Source organism: Streptomyces sp. NPDC007162 (genome assembly GCF_040634175.1).
Lineage (GTDB): Bacteria > Actinomycetota > Actinomycetes > Streptomycetales > Streptomycetaceae > Streptomyces.
This window is the reverse complement of the sequence record NZ_JBEYFC010000198.1, coordinates 1-14,705: the sequence shown is the minus strand read 5'-3', so window position 1 is coordinate 14,705 and position 14,705 is coordinate 1. Positions and strand designations below refer to the sequence as shown.

The following is a 14,705-nucleotide window of genomic DNA, read 5'->3' as shown; positions in this document are numbered from 1 at the left end:
CATGAACGCCGTACGGCGCGCCCCCTGCCCGGGGGTGCGCCGTACGGCGTTCCCGTGTGGGGACGGCCCGGAACGGACCTCCCGCCCCGGTCGCGCCCCGTCCCGAACCGGCTGCCGTCGCCGTCGTTCCCATGAGCAGCCCGGGGCCGGGAGCGACACGGGAGACAACCGGGAACCCGGCGCGCGAACCTTTCACAGACGAAGGAAGACGCCACGGCGGCCCCCGCACCTGCCGACGTGAGCTCCTTCCCCGCTCGGGCACCCCGCCGGCCCTCGCTCGGCGTCCCGGGAGGCCGGCACCGCTTCGCTCCGTGCGAAGGCCGCGCGGCTCGCTCCCGCCGCCCGGCCCGCGACGCCCCCCGGCCGAACGGAAACCGCCCGGCTCCTCTGCTCCGCCACCGCACCCGCAGGCCGAACCACCCCACAGGCCTTCGAACACAGGAAGCAGCCACGGCATGCCCCCATCCACCCAAGCCCCCGCCGCCACCGCGCTCGGCGACGCCCGCATCATCACCGCGGCCGAGTTCACCTTCCACCCCGTTCCCGGCACCCGCACCACGGTGGCGACACCCGCCAGCCCGGCGGCGGGCGCCACCCACGTCACCCTGCACGTCGTCCGGATCGCCCCGGGGGAGTCGTACGTCCCCGAGCGCAGCGCGGCAGAGGAGAACACCGTCGTCGTCTTCTCCGGCGCGGGCACCGCCGCGGTCGGCGAGCAGGCCCGCCCCGTCGGCCGCGGTTCGGCCGCCTACGCCCCGACCGGCCACCCCCTCACCCTCGGCGCCGGCGACCAGGGGATGACCGCCTACGTGTGGCGCACCCCCCTCGCCGGCGCCCCCACGGGCAGCGACCCGGTCCTGCACTCCTCACTCTGGGACGACACCACCCAGCTGCGCGGCTTCGACGGGACCGGGCAGATCGAGGCGGCCGAACGCCGGGCCACCATGAACTTCGTCTTCTGGCCCGGCACCGGCAGCAGCAGGCTCTGCCTGCACTGCGGCATCCAGCAGCCGGGCGAGACCTTCAACGTCCACCTCCACCCCGACAGCGACGAGGCGTTCATCGCCTTCGAGGGCGTCGGCCAGATGTACCTGCGCGACCGCTGGATCGACGTCGGCGCGGGAGACGTCCTGTACGCGGCGCCCGGCGTCCTGCACGGGGCCCGCAACCCGCACACCGGCCCCACCGCCCGCCGGTTCGTCACCTGCGGCGGTCCCAGCCCCTACGACCCGGCGCTCTACTCCGCCGCCGGCCACTCCTCACAGGTCAGGTGAAAGCAGCGTGTGCCGCATATACGGAACCTTCAACGTCCACTCCGACGAGGCCGAACTGCGCCGCGTCGCCGACCTGATGCACCACGGCGGTCCCGACGCGCAGGGCGTCACGTACCGGGCCGACTGGGCCCTGGGCAACAACCGCCTGTCCATCATGGACCCCGAGGGGGGCGCCCAGCCCTACCACCTCGGCCGGATCACGGTGGTCTTCAACGGCGAGCTCTACAACCACCGCGACCTGCGGGAACGACTGACCAAACGCGGCTTCCACTTCGACGACCAGTGCGACGGCTCGATCCTGCCGGCGCTGTACCTGACCTACGGGGACCGGTTCGCGGAGCAGCTGGACGGCATGTACTCCGTCGCCATCATGGACCTGCGGTCCACCCCGCGCATGGTCCTCGCCACCGACGACTCCGGCATGAAGCCGCTCTACTACCACTACGAACGCGCCGCCGGCCGCTTCCGGTTCGCCTCGGAACTGCCCGCGCTGCTCGGCTTCACCGGACTGCGCGCAGAGGAGGACGAGGCGGGTCTGGACGCCTACCTGACGTCCAAGACCCCGTTCGGGGACCGCACCATGTTCCGCGGGGTGCGGGTGCTGCCGCCCGCCGCCACCGCCGTCGTCAGCCACCGGGACGGACTGCGGATCCGGCGCCGTCCCATGGCCCACGAGCAGGGCCTGCGTCCCGACGAGGGCCGCACCCTCGACGAGGCCGGCGAGCAGCTGCGCGCCCTGCTCTCCGAGGAGGTGGCACGGCTGCTGGTGGCGGACGCCCCGGTCGCGGCCGTCACCTCCGGCGGCCTCGACTCCAGCCTCGTCACGGCGCTCGCCGCCCAGGCGCTGTACGACGGCGGCGGCCAGGGAAGCCTGCACACCTTCAACATCGCCTACACCGGCACCTGGCCCAGCGACGAACGCGCCTACGCGGCGGAGGTGGCGCGCGTCGCGGGCACCCGCCACCACCAGGTCGAGATCGACCCGGCCACCTTCCCCGACCTGATGACCGACGTGGTGCGCCACCTCGGGCAGCCCAACGCCGACCCCATCACCCTGTCCACGTACTCCCTCTTCCGCGCGGTGCGCGACGCCGGCTTCAAGGTCGCCCTCACCGGCGACGCGGCGGACGAACTCTTCGGCGGCTACGCGCGCATGACCCAGGCGGTCGCCGCCCACCACGGATCGGACTGGGCGGAGGACTACCTCGACCACCTGGCCGCCGTCCCGCGGGCGCTGCGCGAGAGTCTGTACACCGACGAGTACGCCTTCACCGTCCGCGCGGCCGGATCCGCCCTGCCCGCCGACATCCGGCGGATCCTGCGGACCAGCCCCGGCACCCGGCTGCAGCGCATCGCCGCCGTCGAGCAGCGCTACCGGCTGCCCGCCTACCACCTGCGGCGCGTCGACCACCTGTCGATGGCCAGCTCCATCGAGGTGCGGCTGCCCTTCTGCCAGCCCTCCGTCGTCCGCTTCGCGAGCACTCTCACCGACGCCCACCGGCTGGTGCCGGGCCTGGGCGTGAAGCGGGCCCTGTACCGGGCCGCGCAGGGGCTGATCCCGCGCAGCGTGCTCGACCGGCCCAAGCAGCCCTTCACCCTGCCGGTCACCGCGATGCTCACCCCCGGCCAGCGGCTGTGGACCCTGGCCCGCGACGTGCTGTCCCCGCACACGCTGCGCGCCGACGGCCGGATCCGCCCCGAGCGGGTGGCCGCGCTCTTCGACGAGCAGGCCGCCCGGCCGAGCGACACCGCCTCCCTGGCCCTGTGGTCGCTGATGTCGCACCAGTTGTGGCGCCAGGAGTTCTTCGCGACCGCCGGAGCCCCGACGGTCCTGCGCACACCGGCCCGCGTCCTGCTGGAGGCGGCATGAGCGTCACTCTCGCGCGGGCGCACGGCACCCCGTGCCCGACGGCCGTGGTGGACGCCCGCACGCTGCCCGAGTCGGAACCTGAACTCCTGGAACGGCTCACCCAGTTGCGTACGGTCCTCGCCGACCACGGTGCCGCCGACGTCCTGAAGAACGCACTCGTCCAGCCGTCCCGCCACCCCCTGTTCGACCTCGACTACCGCTTCGTCCAGTCCATGCCGGACCGGCTCGACAGCTTCGACCTGCGCGGGTCCTGCGGGCACTCCATCCTGGCGGCGGTGGAGGCGGCCGCCCGTACCGGCATGATCCAGCCTCTCGTGCCGGGCTGCCGGGTCCGGGTGAACGTGCTCAACAACGGGGACAACGTGGTGTGCGAGGCGGAGGAGACCTCCGCGGAGGGCACCCGCTTCACGGCCCACTTCCTGTGCTCTCCACCGCGGCCGGTCGAGCAGCTCCTGATCACCGGCGAGCCGGTCACCGGGATCCCCTTCGAGGAGCGTATGGTCCCCGTCTCCCTGGTCTCCATGGGCAACCCGTACCTCTTCGTGAACGCCGCCGAGTTCGGCGTCCGCACGGTGGAGGAGCTCTTCGCCGACGATCCCGTGCTGTTCGACCGGATGAGCCGGCTGCGCCTCGCGGTGTGCCGGGCGAAGGGCTGGGACACCGCCGGCGCCTTCCCCAAGGTCGCCGCGCTGCTTCCCGACGGCCCGGGCGCACTGGCCGTCCGCGCCATATCCGTACCGTCCTGGCACCCGACGGTGGCCCTCACGGGCGCGACCTGCCTCGCCGCGGGCGCCGCCGTGGAAGGCACCATCCCGCACCTGCTGTCCGGTGTCTCGCAGCAGCCGGAGGGCGGCATGCTCGCCCTGCGCACACCGGGTGCCACCGTCCGCGCCTCGGCCCGTACGACGGGCGGCCCCCGCGACCGCAGGCTCGCCTGGATCTCCGTGGCGGAGAAGCAGGTCGACTACCGCGGCCCCTTCCTTCCCGCCTCCGCCTCCACTTCCACCTCCGAGGAGTTGTCATGGCTTCCGCTGACAGCCTGACCGTGCCCGACGTGCCGGCGCTCACGCAGGCGCCGCTCGCCCGGCCGGCCACCGGGCTGACGCCCTCGCTGCGCGAGCGCCTCGCCGCCTGTGCGCGGATCGCGGACGCCGACGGGGAACCCGACCGGCAGGCACTGGCCCTGCTGCGCGAGTCCGGTCTGCTCGGCCTGGCCCTGCCGTACGAGTACGGTGGCGCCGGCGTCGACGCCCACGGCCTGAACACGGCCGTCGAGCAGGTGGCACAGGTGAACGCCTCAGCGTCGATCATGCTCTTCCAGCACTACGCGGTCAGCAGACGCATCCTCGAACACGGCAGTCCCGCTCAGCGCCGCAGGCTGCTGCCCCGGCTCGCCCACGGGGAGTGGCTCGCCGCCTCCGCGTGGAGCGAGACGGGCGCGGGCGCCAACAAGAAGAACCTGTCCACCACCGCCCGTCGTACGGCCGACGGCGGCTGGATCGTCGACGGCGCCAAGTCGTTCACCACCAGCGCCGGCCTGGCCGACATCTACCTGGTGCTGGCGCAGAGCGAGGAACCGGCACCGGACGCCGCCGCCGACACCGGGTACGGCGCCGCCGGCCAGACGTTCTTCCTGATACCGGCGGACACCCCCGGGCTGGAGCCGGACACCTCGCTCCAGCTGACCGGCATGCGGGGTTCGGCGACCGGCTTCGTCTCCGTCCACGACTGCCGGGTGCCCGACACCGCGCGGTTGGGGCCGGTCGGTACGGCCGCGTCGATCATCGCGGGCGTCCGGGACAGCGGCGCCACGCTGGGTGCCGTGTCCGTCGGTCTCGCGCAGGCGGCGCTCGACCTGGCCCACGAGCATGCCGAGCGGCGCGGGCTGACGGCCCAGCAGGCCGTCCGCCACCGACTGGTCGACATCGCGGGCGAGGTGGAGGCGGCCCGGGCGATCGTCGAACGGGCCGGCCGGCGCACCGCTCCCGACCCGGGGATCGCGACGCTGCACTCCAAGCTCTTCGCCGCCGCCGCCGCCGAACGGGTCGTCAACGCGGTCGAGAGGCTGCTGGGTTCGGCCGGCTACGTCGCCTCGCACGAGATCAACCGTTACGGCCGCGACGCGCGCGCGGTCGCCCTGATGGGACCGACCAACGACCTCTGCAAGGAACTGGTGAGTCTGACGTGGAACAGCTGAACACCGTGTCCGGGCACCTTCCCGCCGATCTGGTCGTCGAGGGCGGCCGCGTCGTCACCCCCGACGGCGTCCGCGACGCGAACCTGGTCGTCCGCGACGGCAGGATCGCCGAACTGCCGTCGCCCGGAGCGCCGTTGCCGCCGGGCCCGCGGGTCGACGCCCGTGGCCGTTACGTGCTGCCGGGCCTGATCGACTCCCATGTGCACTTCCGTACTCCCGGCCTCGAGTACAAGGAGGACTGGGACCACGGCAGCCGGGCCGCCCTCGCCGGCGGCGTGACGACCGTGATCGACATGCCCAACACCCGTCCACCGTCCCTGGACGAGGCCGGGCTGCTCGCCAAGGCCGAGCTGATCGAAGGCACCTCGTGGACCGACTACCGCTTCCACATCGGCGCCGACCCGGACCGTCCTGAACTCCTCGCGGAGCTCGATCCCCGGATCGCGACCTCCGCGAAGATCTTCATGGCCGGCCACCACACGGCCCCGGTGGTGTTCCGCGACGAGGAGCAGCTGCGGCGGGCCTTCGCCGCGGCGGCCCGCGGCGGTGTCCGGCTCGTCCTGCACGCGGAGGACCAGCACGTCTTCGACCTCCTCGACGCGGACGCGGGCATTCCCGACTCGTACGCCCAATATGAGCCGCACCGCCCGCGCTCCGGCGGCATCGTCGCCGTGGCCCGGGTCATCCACCTGGTCCGCGAGTACGGCACGAAGGCCCACGTCCTGCATGTGTCCTCGGCTGAGGAGGCCGACCTGCTCACGGCGGCGGCCGCCGAGGGGCTGCCCCTCACCTTCGAAGTGACCGGCCACCACCTGTCGTTCACCCACGACGACACCACCCGGCGCGGCCCGCGCACCCGCCTCTCCCCGGCCATCCGCGAATGCCGTGACCAAAAACGCCTGTGGCGAGCGGTGCTGAACGGCGAGGCCGCCACGCTCGGCAGTGATCACGCCCCGCACACGGTGGAGGAGAAGAACCGACCCCCGGCCGAAGCGCCGCCCGGCCTGCCCGGCGTCCAGGAGCTGGCCACCGGCGTCTGGACCGGCCTGCTCACCCGGGACACCGGCCCGGACGCGGCGGCCGCGCACCTGGCCCGGCTCATGGGCGAGGCACCCGCCCGGCTCTTCGGTCTGCCGGGCAAGGGCCGGCTCGAACCGGGGGCGGACGCCGACCTGACCCTCCTGGATCCTTCGGCGCGGTGGCAGTTCTCGGGCCGCGACGTGCACTCGCTGTGCGGCTGGTCCGCGTACGAGGGCTGGACCTTCACCGGACGCTTCACCACCACGGTGAAGGCCGGCCGCGTCTGCTGGGACGCCCGCACCGGATTCACCGGCCGCCCCGAGGGCCGCTGGCTCCGTGGCGCCGCCCGTCCGCTGGAGGTTTCCCGGTGAGCCCGGCCCTGCTGGCCGACCAGGCCCCGGCCGACACACGGCCCGGTCTCGCCGAGTCCTTCCGTGCCGCGATGTCCGCCCTGGCCGCTCCGGTCACCATCGTCACCTGCTACGACGACCAGGGCAGGCCGCGTGGCCTGACGGCGAGCGCCGTCAGCTCCCTGTCCCTGACCCCACCGCTGTTCCTCGTCTGTCTCGACCGGGCCTCACGCACCCACGACGTGCTGACCGTGGCCGAAGACTTCGCCGTCCATCTGCTCGGCCCCGGTGAAGAACACCTCGTCGAACATTTCAGGCGGCCGGCCGAGCACCGCTTCGACGGCCTCTGCCTCGGCGCACGGTCCGACAGGGCCCCCGTGATCGCCGGTGCCTCGCTCACCCTGCACTGCGTCCGTCACCAGCTCCTGGAAGGAGGCGACCACACGATCCTCGTCGGACGGGTCACCGAGGTCAGCGGCGAGCCCGCGCACTCCGGCGGTCTGCTCTGGCACCGGCGCGGCTTCGCCCACGCACGGCGCGCGTGACCCGAGTGGGGCTGCCACCGCCAAGGCGCCGGGCAGCCCCACCGAGGCACCCAGGAACCCGCTGCACGACCGGGGGACGTCCGGCCCGCCGGGCCCCCGGCCCGGCGGTCACACCGTCCCGTGGTCCGTGGCCGGCGAGGCGGAGGGCGCGTCGGTGGCCGGTGGGGACCAGCTGTACACGAACCGGAGCGCGCGGACCGCCTCCTGGGCATGGCGCAGTGCCGCGGCGGGCGTGTCGCCGGTGGCCAGGACACGAGCGGAGCGGTCCCCGCTCTGCAGGACGGCCGTCTGCGGTGAACCCGGCTGCTTGAGCAGGTCGACCCGGTGCACGGACGGCAGGCGCCGGACGCGTTCGACCTCCTGCACCTCGACCAGGATGTTGGTCGGCGGCCCGGACGGGTCGGCATACCAGACCGCCGCGCCGCGGTGCGCCGTGACCGGCTCCGGCAACAGGGCCGAGAGGTCCTCGCCGATGCTCTGCCGGGCCACCAGGTCGTGCACGTCCACCCCGGTGGCCAGCTCCACCAGGTCCATGATCCCATCGCCGCCGATGCGGTTGTGGGTCTCGATGATCCGCGGCCCCCGGTCCGTCAGGACGATCTCGGTGTGCGAGGGGCAGTCGTGGAAGCCGAGCACGTCCAGGACGCGTTCGACGTAACGGGTGATGGCCTCCCGGTCGGCGGCGTTCAGAGGGGCCGGGACGAGGTGCCCGCGCTCGACGAACGTCCGGTCGTCCCTGAACTTCCGGGTGATCGCGAGGACGTGGTGGCGGGTGCCGACCGACACGGCCTCCACGCTGAACTCCGGACCGACCAGGAACTCCTCGACCATGACCCCACGGCCGAGCCCCGGCTCGCCCAGGCGGAGCAGCGCGGCCTCGACATCGGCGGGCGAGTCCATCCTGGTGACCCCGGCGCTGGCCTCGCCGTCGACCGGCTTGACGATGCACGGCAGGCCCACCGTCCGGATGGCGGCCAGCAGGGAATCGCGACCGTGCGCCAGACGGTGGCGGCAACCCGGCACGCCGTGCTTGTCCAGGATCTCCCGGGTCCTGGACTTGTCCAGCACCCGTTCGAAGAGCTCCACATCCACCACGGTCGGAACACCCAGCCGGTCGCTGACGGCGCGCACGACGCGGTAGGTGTGCTCGTTGAACGCGGCCACGGCGTCGAAGGGCGCGGCGGCGTGCAGTACCTGGGCGACCCCGGTCCACAGGCCGATGTCCGCCTCGTCGTCGAGGATGACGACGTGCCGGTAGGGCCCGGCCGCATCCTGCGGCCTGGCCCGGCCGCGGGGCACCAGGAGCACCAGCTCGTGCCCCTGCGCGTGCAGACGGTCGTGGCACATCCGGTTGGTGCCCACCACCAGAACTCGCATGTCGCATCCTTCGCGTCGTGGACCGGTCGGGCCCGTTCAGTCGGCGGCCACCTTGGGCTCCTCGCGGGAGGAAAGGGAGTACAGGCTCCGGTTGGTGACGCTCAGCCACCGGGCGAGGACCGCCGACACCGCGGCGAGCGCCGTGGCGATCAGCCAGAAGTCGGGGCCGTGCCCGCTGCCGGCCAGCCAGCGGTAGGCCGCCACTCCGAGGCCGCCGCCGACGCCCTCGCCGACGGCGTTGGCGATCGAGAACACGCCGTAGCCCAGTGCCCGGCTCCCCTGGCCGAGCAGGCCGAGCAGGAGGACGTCCATGGTCGGCACGAACATCATCTCGCCCAGCGTGAACAGCACCACGCCGACCACCGCCCCGGGATAGCCGGGCAGCAGGTAGACCGCGACGAAACCCAGCGCGAACGACGTGTACGCCGCGACGGTGGTGACGGTTCCCCGGCCCCTGGACAGCTTTTCGGCCAGGCGGGTGACACCCAGCTGCGCCACCACGATGAGCAGTGCGTTCAGTGTGTACAGCCAGCCCAGTCGGTCCGTCGCGCCCGGCACGGACGCCACGTGCAGTGCCAGCGCGTTGAACAGCTGGCCGTAGCAGCACCAGCCGAGCAGGTTGATCAGCATGAACGGCCGCATACCCGGCAGGCGCAGGACGGTGAGGTAGCCGCGCAGCGAGGAGTCGGGGGCTCGCACCGGGCTGTCGGGCATCAGCAGGCGGTAGTTGAGGTAGGTGGTCACACCGGCCAGGCAGTAGACCGCGGAGACTCCGGTGAGTACCTGTCCGTGCTCGTGGCGCTGCACGAAGAACAGCGCGACGGGGGCCGCCACCGCGGAGGCGACGTTCACCGCGACGTTGATCAGGGAGAAGATCCGGGCACGGTTGCCCGACCGGTCGCTGGCGTCGGCCGCGAGCTGCTTGCTGGCAAGGGCGTTGACGGAGACGCCGAGGCCGGCCAGGGCCAGGGTCGCCGCGGTCGCGGCCAGGCCGCCGGCGATCCGCAGGCACGTGAAGCCGGCGGCCGCGGTGAGGCAGCCGAGCAGGACGGAGCGGGCCGCGGAGATCCTGTCCAGCCACCGGGCCAGGAACACCTTGGACACTTTGTTGGCGATGGTGAAGACGAGGACCAGGAAACCGGTCTGCCCGCCGTTGAACCCGGCCGCGGTCAGCGATACGGCGAGTGTGGACAGCAGGCCGAACAGGCCCAGGTTGGTCATGAAGTAGTGCAGCGTGATGGAGCGGGTGGCGCTCGTGGTGCTCTCCATGGCGTCGTCCGACCTCATGCCCGGTGGAGTGGGGCCCGCTCGATCCGCACCAGGTCGCGTGCGGCCTCGGCTTTGGCGACCGCGTCCTGTGTGTCGTCGCCCTCGCACAGGACGTAGCCCTGCCGGGAATCGGAGGAGAGGACGGCACCGAGGGTGCGTCCGGGGGCCAGCGTGCACAGCAGCCTCAGGACGCCGGGGGCCCGACGGGCCTCGTCCAGCCCCCGGACACCCGTGACGGTGGTGTTCTCGAAGGCCAGGAAGCGGATGGCCGCGGCCCGGGCGCGAGGGGTGCGGGCGGGGGCCGGGAGACCGAGCAGCCCGGCGAGCGTCTCCGCGATCATGTCGACACCCGTCACCAGCTCGGTCATCTCCCAGATCTGGTCGCCGCCGACCCGCGTCTGGGCCTCGATCAACCGGGGGCCGGCCGGCGTGAGACGCAACTCCGTGTGGACGGGGCCCGTCCGCTGCCCTGTCAGGTCGAGGAAGCGGACGACCAGGGAGTCGATCGACTCCCGGTCGGCGCTGTCGAGCCGCGCCGGCATCTGGTGGCCGAGTTCGACGAAGCCCGGGGCGCCGACGGTGCACTTCTCCGTGACCATGACGATCTCGTGCTTGCCGTCCTGGGACACCGACTCGATGCTGTACTCGGGGCCCTCCAGGTACTCCTCGGCGAGGACGGGCCCGTCGGTCCACCGGGCGGTCCAGGACCAGCGCTCGGCCAGCTCCGCCTCGCTGCCGACCAGGTAGACGCCCTCGCTGAGGCCGCCGGCCGGTGGCTTCAGTACGATCGCGGAGCCGCCGAGACCGGCCATGAACTCCCGTGCGTCGGCCGGTTCGGCGCACAGCCGGTACCGTACGGGGCTGAGTCCGTGGCGGGCCAGCGACTCGCGTGTCCTGGTCTTGTCCCGGGTGAGCAGCACGGCCGAGAGGTTGTCGCCGGCCACGCCGAGATCGATCGCGCACCGGGACGCCGGCTCCAGACCGTACTCGGTGAACGACAGGACGGCGTCGAACGGGTCCGCAGCGTGCCAGGCGCGGACGACCGGCAGGATGACGTCGAGCCGACGGTAGTCGAGCACGGTGTAGTTCTCCGCCGCCGCCGCGTGGTCCTCGTCGGCCCGTTCGGGGATCTGGACCATCGAGTAGCGGACGCCCAGCCCGCGTACCTTGGGCAGCTCGTGACCCCGCCCGCCGACCAGCAGTACGTGTTGTCCCGTCACCGGGTGTGCCTCCCGACCAGTTCGTCGTCGCTCGCCGTTGCGGAGCGTCGGTGGTGTGTCCGGCTCACTGCCGCAACCTGGACAGGTCGATGTCCATCTGATGGGCCAGGGCCCGGCCGCGGGCCATCACGACGTCGAACAGCTCGGAGTGTGTCCTGCGCAGTTCGTCCGGGTTCAGGGCGAGCGCGAGCAGTTCACCGATCCGCTGGCGGACGTGCAGGCGCAGATTGGCCTCGTCGAGGGCCTTGCGGCCGAGCCCGATCGAGTCGCTCAGCAGCTCGATCCGGTGGAACCACCAGGCCGGCAGGTACAGCACGTCGCCGGGCTCCAGCACGAACCGGGTGAGCTGGGTGGCGGGGGAGTCGAGCAGGGCCCGGACGTCGAGTTCGCCGCCGGGGCCGGGCAGCAACTCGGAGTCGGGGCCCATGATGTACCAGAGCTTCTCGCCGACGATCTGCGCGTGCAGCACGTCGACCGAGTAGGAGTCCTGGTGCAGCCGGGTGATCCCGCCCTTCTGCCCCAGCCACAGCTGGTGGTTGGTCGAGCCCGCGTCACCGTACAGGTTGCGCCGGAAGTCGTACTGGGCGATGTCCAGTTCCGGCATGTCGTCGGCCAACTGCGGTGCGGTGGTCTTGTAGTACCACTCCTGGAGGTAGATCGGGGCCGCGCCGGTGCCCGCGGTCTCCTTCAGGAGGGTGACGAACTCGCCGAAGGTGGTCGACCTGGCGGCCTTGCTGCTGTAGCTGTCCACGACGACCGGGACGGAGCCGCACCGCTCGGCCAGGGCGTCGAAGGACCAGGTCCGCACGGACGGCCAGTGGGCCGCGTACCCCTCGAGGACGACCGGTCGGCCCTTCGCGCGGTACTCGTTGTCGAACTCCTCGCGGGACAGGCCGCGGCGGCGCTCGATGTCCGGCGCCGAGGCGAGGGAGTCGGCGAGCGGACCGGAGCGGAAGGCGGCCTCCACCGCCCTGAGGCTCTCCAGGTCGCGGCGCTTCAAGTAGTTGGGTTCGATCGCCATCGTGGTCAACTCCTCTGCGAGGTGGGAGCGTCCGCGGACAGCACACGCAGCATCGCCCGCACCACCCGGTCCCGGTCCTCGGGGCGGGCGGGCAGCCGTCGGTGGACGAAGTGGTCGTAGCCGTCCAGCCGGACGACCTCGGTCGAGCGGGCCTGCTGCGCGCTCTCCAGATACCCGTCGACGACCGCGGGGGCGACCACCTGGTCCTCACCGGCCACGAAGATCAGCAGGTCGCCGTCGAAGTCGCGCAGACCGGCGTAGGCCGGCGAGTCCGGGTGACGGCCCGGCTTCGTGAGGCTGCCGTCGAAGCGCAGGTCGGCGGCGTCGGCCGGGTAGGCCGCGGGGCAGAAGAAGACGAGCGCCCGGGGCCGCAGCCGAGGTACGGCCGACGCCGCCAGGTGCGCGCCCATGCTCGTACCGATCAGTACGGGTGCGGCGGCGGTGTCCAACTGGGCCGCCGCGGCGAGCGTCTCCGCCATGCGCCCGCGCAGCGTGGACTCGGCCAGTGTGCCCGTGCTGTCCCCGTTGCCGGAGAAGTCGAACGTGAGCCATCCGTGGCCGTGGGGCGAGAGGGCGTCCAGCAGATAGCGGATGCGGTGGCGGCTCGACGTGGCGCCGAGACCGTGCAGGGCCAGGACGGTGGGCCGTGACCCGTCGGCCGGAGCTGTGCGGGTGCCGGTCAGCTTCCGGCCGTTGCCCTCGAAGACGAAGTCCTCGGTGTCCACCGTGTCCATCCCCCTCTGTGAACGTGCTGGTGACTGGTGCCGGTTCAGCCCGCGTCGACCTGGCCGAAGCGCTCGCGGCGCACGTCGGGCCACTCGTCGCGCAGGATGCTGTAGTAGACGACGTCGCGGCGGCGGCCCCCGGGCATGTAGTTGAAGCTCCGCAGGACGCCCTCCTCGGTCGCGCCGATGCCGGAAAGCCCCCGCCGGGCCCGGGCGTTGAGCACGTCCGTCTTGAACTCGACGCGCTCACAGTCGAGTTCGGAGAACGCGTGGTCGAGCAGTGCCAGCTTCGCGGCGCGGTTCACACCGGTGCCCCGGGCCGCCCCGCAGACCCAGGACCAGCCGATCTCGACCCGCCGGTCCGCCTCGGCGAGATTTCCGTACGCGCTGCTGCCGACGATCCGTCCGGTGGCGTTGTCGACGATGGCGAAGACGATGCGGCTGCCGTTCAGGGTGTCCTTGATCGCGGTCTCCACGAACGCGTGGAGCTCCTCCGGCGAGGTGACACGCGTGACGAAGTACTCCCAGGTCTCGGGCTCGTAGGCGATCTGCGAGAACTCCTCGACGTCCCCGATCCGCACCCGTCGCAGCGTCACCCGGTCGTTGGACAGCACCGTGTCGGCCAGCTTCTCCCAGCTCATCATTCCTCCGCCTTCTGCGTCCGCGGCCTGCCGACCGCCGCCGTCACCAGGACGGGGGCACCGTCCGTGGAGCCGTCGTTGTACACCGCGTGCTTCTGGTAGACAAGATCGAGATCCTCGCCGAAGATCCGGCCGATCTCGGCCCGCACCAGCTTGAACTGTGCGTTCAGCAGACCGTTGTCGACGGAGAACCGCTCGCCCGCGACCACGACCGCGTAGATCCTCTGCTCGTACCGCAGTTGCTCGTTCAGGCGGCTGACCGCGTCCGCCAGGGACTCGGGGTCGGTGTCCGGGGCGGCCGGTGACACCACGGCCGTCAGGAAGGGCCTGCCGTCTCCGAACACGGCGCAGTCGTGAATCCCCGGTATCTCCCGCAGACGCTCCTCGACGGCGGGTACCAGGATGTTGAGGGCGCTGCTCAGGGTGACGATGTCGTCGACCCGGCCGTCGATGTAGAGGAAGCCGTCCTCGTCGACGTGGCCGATGTCGAAGGTCTTGACCTCGCCGGTCGGCAGGTACACCTTCTCGTTGGCACCCGGACCGCACCAGGTGTAGTGGGTGTTGACCGGGTCGAGGCCGCCGACGATCAGGATGCCGTCCTTGTCGAAGCGGATCCTCTTGTGCGGCAGCACCTTGCCGACGCTGCCCACCCGGACGGCCCCCGGGTGGTTCTTGGCCACGATGCAGGTCTCGTTGAGGCCGTACCCCTCGTAGAGCGGGACACCGCAGTCGTTGAAGAAGTCCAGCACGGCCCGGCCGGCGGGCGCCGAGCCCGTCCACAGGTAGCGGATGGCGCCGCCGAGTTCGGCCTGGACGGCGGCGCGGCGCGCGGCGGGGTCGGCCGGGGTGCCGGCGGCCTCGACACGCGCCTTCACCTGCTCGTAGAAACCGGGCACACCCATGATCACGGTCGGGTGGACGGCCTGCGCCACCTCGAAAACGGAGACCCGGTCCGCGAGGCTGACGTCGTGTCCGTTGACCAGCGCCGAGTAGATCCAGTACCGCTGCTGGAGGAACCGCGTGGGCAGGAACACCAGGACGTTGTCCGCGTCCCCGTGCCTGAACATCTCCTGGACGGCGGCCATCGACCGGTTCACGCTGGCGACCGTCGCCTCGATGCCCTTCGGGATGCCGGTGCTTCCCGAGGTCTGCTTGATCTGAAGACGTCCGCCGGGTCGTAGGCCTCCCGGGCGGGC

The 14,705-nt window shown here is 72.2% G+C and carries 13 protein-coding genes; 6 read left to right on the top strand and 7 right to left on the bottom strand.

Annotated elements, in window-relative coordinates; genetic code table 11:
- Positions 1-455: 455 nt before the first annotated feature.
- The 6 genes from ABZ646_RS23205 to ABZ646_RS23180 are packed head-to-tail and all read left to right on the top strand — an operon-like array spanning position 456 to position 7,256.
- On the top strand, positions 456-1,274 hold the full coding sequence (locus ABZ646_RS23205) for a cupin domain-containing protein (protein ID WP_360521995.1): 819 nt from the start codon (positions 456-458) through the stop codon (positions 1,272-1,274).
- Between the two features lie 7 nt (positions 1,275-1,281).
- Positions 1,282-3,144 carry an asparagine synthase (glutamine-hydrolyzing) gene (gene asnB, locus ABZ646_RS23200; protein WP_360521992.1) on the top strand — a complete coding sequence of 621 codons (1,863 nt, stop codon included), beginning with the start codon at positions 1,282-1,284 and terminating at the stop codon, positions 3,142-3,144.
- Entirely contained in the window at positions 3,141-4,187 is a 1,047-nt protein-coding gene (locus tag ABZ646_RS23195; RefSeq protein ID WP_360521989.1) for a PrpF domain-containing protein, read from the top strand. The genes asnB and ABZ646_RS23195 overlap by 4 nt, the downstream gene beginning before the upstream one ends.
- Positions 4,166-5,341: an acyl-CoA dehydrogenase family protein gene (locus ABZ646_RS23190; protein WP_360521986.1), complete on the top strand. Its 1,176-nt coding sequence runs from the start codon at positions 4,166-4,168 to the stop codon at positions 5,339-5,341. The genes ABZ646_RS23195 and ABZ646_RS23190 overlap by 22 nt, the downstream gene beginning before the upstream one ends.
- A complete protein-coding gene (locus ABZ646_RS23185; RefSeq protein WP_360521983.1) occupies positions 5,329-6,732 on the top strand; it encodes a dihydroorotase family protein in 1,404 nt (467 codons plus the stop codon). The genes ABZ646_RS23190 and ABZ646_RS23185 overlap by 13 nt, the downstream gene beginning before the upstream one ends.
- Positions 6,729-7,256, top strand: coding sequence for a flavin reductase family protein (locus tag ABZ646_RS23180; protein WP_360521980.1), 528 nt, complete (start codon positions 6,729-6,731; stop codon positions 7,254-7,256). Before ABZ646_RS23185 ends, ABZ646_RS23180 begins: the two co-directional genes overlap by 4 nt.
- Positions 7,257-7,364: 108 nt before the next feature.
- On the opposite strand, the gene ABZ646_RS23175 is transcribed toward ABZ646_RS23180, so the two are convergent.
- From ABZ646_RS23175 to ABZ646_RS23145, 7 genes are all read right to left on the bottom strand, one after another.
- Positions 7,365-8,633: an ATP-grasp domain-containing protein gene (locus ABZ646_RS23175; protein WP_360521977.1), complete on the bottom strand. Its 1,269-nt coding sequence runs from the start codon at positions 8,631-8,633 to the stop codon at positions 7,365-7,367.
- Positions 8,634-8,669: 36 nt separating this feature from the next.
- Positions 8,670-9,920: an MFS transporter gene (locus ABZ646_RS23170; protein ID WP_360521975.1), complete on the bottom strand. Its 1,251-nt coding sequence runs from the start codon at positions 9,918-9,920 to the stop codon at positions 8,670-8,672.
- Entirely contained in the window at positions 9,917-11,122 is a 1,206-nt protein-coding gene (locus ABZ646_RS23165; protein ID WP_360521972.1) for an ATP-grasp domain-containing protein, read from the bottom strand. The genes ABZ646_RS23170 and ABZ646_RS23165 overlap by 4 nt, the downstream gene beginning before the upstream one ends.
- Positions 11,123-11,186: 64 nt before the next feature.
- Positions 11,187-12,143, bottom strand: coding sequence for a cupin-like domain-containing protein (locus ABZ646_RS23160; RefSeq protein ID WP_360521970.1), 957 nt, complete (start codon positions 12,141-12,143; stop codon positions 11,187-11,189).
- A gap of 5 nt (positions 12,144-12,148) precedes the next feature.
- Positions 12,149-12,877, bottom strand: coding sequence for an alpha/beta fold hydrolase (locus ABZ646_RS23155; protein WP_360521967.1), 729 nt, complete (start codon positions 12,875-12,877; stop codon positions 12,149-12,151).
- Positions 12,878-12,912: 35 nt separating this feature from the next.
- Positions 12,913-13,512 carry a GNAT family protein gene (locus ABZ646_RS23150; protein WP_360521964.1) on the bottom strand — a complete coding sequence of 200 codons (600 nt, stop codon included), beginning with the start codon at positions 13,510-13,512 and terminating at the stop codon, positions 12,913-12,915.
- The coding region (locus tag ABZ646_RS23145) for an AMP-binding protein (RefSeq protein ID WP_360521961.1) at positions 13,509-14,705 on the bottom strand (1,197 nt) is incomplete at its 5' end. The genes ABZ646_RS23150 and ABZ646_RS23145, both read right to left, overlap by 4 nt.

Coding starts and splice junctions, on each gene's coding strand:
- ABZ646_RS23205 (WP_360521995.1), top strand. CDS start 456: ATGCCCCCATCCACCCAAGCCCCCGCCGCCACCGCGCTCGGCGACGCC.
- ABZ646_RS23195 (WP_360521989.1), top strand. CDS start 3,141: ATGAGCGTCACTCTCGCGCGGGCGCACGGCACCCCGTGCCCGACGGCC.
- ABZ646_RS23190 (WP_360521986.1), top strand. CDS start 4,166: ATGGCTTCCGCTGACAGCCTGACCGTGCCCGACGTGCCGGCGCTCACG.
- ABZ646_RS23175 (WP_360521977.1), bottom strand. CDS start 8,633: ATGCGAGTTCTGGTGGTGGGCACCAACCGGATGTGCCACGACCGTCTG.
- ABZ646_RS23170 (WP_360521975.1), bottom strand. CDS start 9,920: ATGAGGTCGGACGACGCCATGGAGAGCACCACGAGCGCCACCCGCTCC.
- ABZ646_RS23160 (WP_360521970.1), bottom strand. CDS start 12,143: ATGGCGATCGAACCCAACTACTTGAAGCGCCGCGACCTGGAGAGCCTC.
- ABZ646_RS23155 (WP_360521967.1), bottom strand. CDS start 12,877: ATGGACACGGTGGACACCGAGGACTTCGTCTTCGAGGGCAACGGCCGG.
- ABZ646_RS23150 (WP_360521964.1), bottom strand. CDS start 13,512: ATGATGAGCTGGGAGAAGCTGGCCGACACGGTGCTGTCCAACGACCGG.